Source organism: Parafrankia elaeagni, assembly GCF_000374165.1.
In the GTDB taxonomy this organism is placed as follows: Bacteria; Actinomycetota; Actinomycetes; order Frankiales; family Frankiaceae; genus Parafrankia; species Parafrankia elaeagni.
Genome location: NZ_KB893676.1, coordinates 1 through 4844 on the forward strand (window position 1 = coordinate 1; position 4844 = coordinate 4844).

The following is a 4844-nucleotide window of genomic DNA, read 5'->3' on the forward strand; positions in this document are numbered from 1 at the left end:
AACAGCAGAATCTTTGTGGTCAAGCCCTCGGCCTATTAGTACCGGTCAGCTCCATGCGTTGCCGCACTTCCACCTCCGGCCTATCAACCCGATCATCTAGTCGGGGGCCTTACCAGGCTACCCTGTGGGAGACCTCATCTTGAAGCGAGCTTCCCGCTTAGATGCTTTCAGCGGTTATCCCTTCCGAACGTAGCCAACCAGCCATGCCCTTGGCAGAACAACTGGCACACCAGAGGTTCGTCCGTCCCGGTCCTCTCGTACTAGGGACAGCCCTTCTCAAGTCTCCTGCGCGCGCGGCGGATAGGGACCGAACTGTCTCACGACGTTCTAAACCCAGCTCGCGTACCGCTTTAATGGGCGAACAGCCCAACCCTTGGGACCTACTCCAGCCCCAGGATGCGACGAGCCGACATCGAGGTGCCAAACCTTGCCGTCGATATGGACTCTTGGGCAAGATCAGCCTGTTATCCCCGGGGTACCTTTTATCCGTTGAGCGACGGCGCTTCCACAAGCCACCGCCGGATCACTAGTCCCTGCTTTCGCACCTGCTCGACATGTCTGTCTCACAGTCAAGCTCCCTTGTGCACTTGCACTCAACACCTGATTGCCAACCAGGCTGAGGGAACCTTTGGGCGCCTCCGTTACCCTTTGGGAGGCAACCGCCCCAGTTAAACTACCCACCTGACACTGTCCCTGATCCGGATCACGGACCGAGGTTAGACATCCAGTACGACCAGAGTGGTATTTCAACAATGACTCCACCAGAACTGGCGTCCCGGCTTCACAGTCTCCCACCTATCCTACACAAGACGAACCGAACACCAATATCAAGCTGTAGTAAAGGTCCCGGGGTCTTTCCGTCCTGCCGCGCGTAACGAGCATCTTTACTCGTAGTGCAATTTCGCCGAGTCTGTGGTTGAGACAGTAGGAAAGTCGTTACGCCATTCGTGCAGGTCGGAACTTACCCGACAAGGAATTTCGCTACCTTAGGATGGTTATAGTTACCACCGCCGTTTACTGGCGCTTAAGTTCTGAGCTTCGCCCCGAAGAGCTAACCCGTCCCCTTAACGTTCCAGCACCGGGCAGGCGTCACTCCGTATACATCGTCTTACGACTTCGCACGGAGCTGTGTTTTTAGTAAACAGTCGCTTTCCCCTGGTCTCTGCGGCCCCTCCCCGCTTCGGAGGTAAACTCCTACACAGGAAGTGGCCCCCCTTCTCCCGAAGTTACGGGGGCATTTTGCCGAGTTCCTTAACCACAGTTCACTCGCACGCCTTGGTATTCTCTACCTGACCACCTGTGTCGGTTTAGGGTACGGGCGGCCCTGACACTCGCTAGAGGCTTTTCTCGGCAGCATGGGATCACCCACTTCGCCACAATCGGCTCGGCATCAGGTCTCAGGCACATGAAACGCGGATTTGCCTACGTTTCGCCCTACACCCTTGCCCCAGGAAAACCACCTCCTGGGTTGGACTACCCTCCTGCGTCACCCCATCGCTTGCCTACTACCAGCCAGGATCCCGACCAGTCCAAGCCCCACCCGAAAGCAGAACAAAAACCAGAACGGTTAGCACAACCAGGTTCAGCATGGGCGCGTCAGCGCCGGTACGGGAATATCAACCCGTTGTCCATCGACTACGCCTGTCGGCCTCGCCTTAGGTCCCGACTCACCCTGGGCGGAAAAGCCTGCCCCAGGAACCCTTGGTCATTCGGCGGACGGGATTCTCACCCGTCATTCGCTACTCATGCCTGCATTCTCACTCGTGTGGCGTCCACGGCTGGGTCACCCCGCCGCTTCACTCGCCACACGACGCTCCCCTACCCATACACAACGTGTATGCCGCAGCTTCGGCGGTGCGCTTGAGCCCCGCTACATTGTCGGCGCGGAATCACTTGACCAGTGAGCTATTACGCACTCTTTCAAGGGTGGCTGCTTCTAAGCCAACCTCCTGGTTGTCTATGCGACTCCACATCCTTTTCCACTTAGCGCACGCTTAGGGGCCTTAGCTGGCGATCTGGGCTGTTTCCCTCTCGACTACGAAGCTTATCCCCCGCAGTCTCACTGCCGCGCTTCACTTACCGGCATTCGGAGTTTGGCTGACTTCAGTAAGCTTGTGGGCCCCCTAGGCCATCCAGTGCTCTACCTCCGGCAAGAAACACGCGACGCTGCACCTAAATGCATTTCGGGGAGAACCAGCTATCACCGAGTTTGATTGGCCTTTCACCCCTACCCACAGCTCATCCCCCAGGTTTTCAACCCTGGTGGGTTCGGTCCTCCACACGGTCTTACCCGCGCTTCAACCTGGCCATGGGTAGATCACTCGGCTTCGGGTCTTGGGCATGCGACTCAAACGCCCTATTCGGACTCGCTTTCGCTACGGCTACCCCACACGGGTTAACCTCGCCACACACCGCAAACTCGCAGGCTCATTCTTCAAAAGGCACGCGGTCACCAGGCTCCGAAAAGCCCAGCCCCCACGGATTGTAGGCACACGGTTTCAGGTACTATTTCACTCCCCTCCCGGGGTACTTTTCATCTTTCCCTCACGGTACTAGTCCGCTATCGGTCACCAGGGAGTATTTAGGCTTAGCGGGTGGTCCCGCCAGATTCACACGGAATTTCACGGGCTCCGTGCTACTTGGGATCCTGCTCAGGAGACGTGCCGTTTTCACCTACAGGGCTGTTACCCTCTATGGCGGTCCATTCGCATGACCTTCGGCTAACAACACGCTTTCTTACTCCTCGACAAGACGGCAGCCCTGTCAGAACAGTCCCACAACCCCAGCTACGCAACGCCTGCCGGCTATCACACGAAACTGGTTTAGCCTCATCCGCTTTCGCTCACCACTACTCGCGGAATCACGGTTGTTTTCTCTTCCTGTGGGTAATGAGATGTTTCACTTCCCCACGTTCCCTCCACATGCCCTATGTGTTCAGGCACGGGTGACAGGATTTAAAGCCCTGCCGGGTTTCCCCATTCGGAAATCCTCGGATCACAGCTCGGTTGACAGCTCCCCGAGGCATATCGCAGCCTCCCACGTCCTTCATCGGCTCCTGGTGCCAAGACATCCACCGTGCGCCCTTAATAACTTGGCCACAAAGATAAAGATGCTCGCGTCCACTGTGCAGTTCTCAAACTACGAACGGAAACCAGCCGCGCCCGCAGGACCCACCACCACACGGCAGCGGTATCCCACCACGAACCAGCCCGCACACCCACCCCACCAGCCACAGGCCAGCAGGGAGGGGCCGTACACGAGGGCATCACACTCCCTCAAAACCCAACAGCGTACCGACCCACCCGACCCGACCCCACACCCAGGAACACACAGGAACCCAGACACCAGACCAGACCGAACAGAACAAGTCAGCGTTCCACCCATGAGCACACCAGGCCAGCCCTCCGGCCGACCCTCGCCCTGGACCAGGCCATCCCCCACTACAGGAGACACCCAGCCAGAAAGCTCCTTAGAAAGGAGGTGATCCAGCCGCACCTTCCGGTACGGCTACCTTGTTACGACTTCGTCCCAATCGCCGGTCCCACCTTCGACGGCTCCCCCCACAAGGGTTGGGCCACCGGCTTCGGGTGTTACCGACTTTCGTGACGTGACGGGCGGTGTGTACAAGGCCCGGGAACGTATTCACCGCAGCAATGCTGATCTGCGATTACTAGCGACTCCGACTTCACGGGGTCGAGTTGCAGACCCCGATCCGAACTGAGACCGGCTTTTTGGGATTCGCTCCACCTCACGGCATCGCAGCCCTTTGTACCGGCCATTGTAGCATGTGTGCAGCCCAGGACGTAAGGGGCATGATGACTTGACGTCATCCCCACCTTCCTCCGAGTTGACCCCGGCAGTCTCCTATGAGTCCCCGCCATGACGCGCTGGCAACATAGGATAAGGGTTGCGCTCGTTGCGGGACTTAACCCAACATCTCACGACACGAGCTGACGACAGCCATGCACCACCTGTGCAGAGCCCCTAAGGACCCCATATCTCTATGAGATTTCTCTGCATGTCAAGCCCTGGTAAGGTTCTTCGCGTTGCATCGAATTAAGCCACATGCTCCGCCGCTTGTGCGGGCCCCCGTCAATTCCTTTGAGTTTTAGCCTTGCGGCCGTACTCCCCAGGCGGGGCGCTTAATGCGTTAGCTGCGGCACGGAGGCCGTGGAAGGTCCCCCACACCTAGCGCCCAACGTTTACGGCGTGGACTACCAGGGTATCTAATCCTGTTCGCTCCCCACGCTTTCGCTCCTTAGCGTCAGTTCCGGCCCAGAGACCCGCCTTCGCCACCGGTGTTCCTCCTGATATCTGCGCATTTCACCGCTACACCAGGAATTCCAGTCTCCCCTACCGGACTCTAGCCTGCCCGTATCGACTGCAGGCCCGGGGTTGAGCCCCGGGTTTTCACAGCCGACGCGACAGGCCGCCTACGAGCTCTTTACGCCCAATAATTCCGGACAACGCTTGCACCCTACGTATTACCGCGGCTGCTGGCACGTAGTTGGCCGGTGCTTCTTCTGCAGGTACCGTCACTCTCGCTTCGTCCCTGCTGAAAGAGGTTTACAACCCGAAGGCCGTCATCCCTCACGCGGCGTCGCTGCGTCAGGCTTTCGCCCATTGCGCAATATTCCCCACTGCTGCCTCCCGTAGGAGTCTGGGCCGTGTCTCAGTCCCAGTGTGGCCGATCGCCCTCTCAGGCCGGCTACCCGTCGTCGCCTTGGTAGGCCATTACCCCACCAACAAGCTGATAGGCCGCGGGCCCATCCCAAGCCGATAAATCTTTCCACACCACCAGATGCCCAGCGATGTCATATCCGGCATTAGCCCCGGTTTCCCGG

Annotated in this window: 2 rRNA genes; both read right to left on the reverse strand. The window is 58.5% G+C overall.

Annotation, left to right across the window (positions count from 1 at the left end):
• Positions 1-15: 15 nt before the first annotated feature.
• Positions 16-3097, reverse strand: a 23S ribosomal RNA gene (locus tag B207_RS0104275).
• 376 nt (positions 3098-3473) lie between these two features.
• A 16S ribosomal RNA gene (locus tag B207_RS0104280) occupies positions 3474-4844 on the reverse strand; the annotation flags it as partial.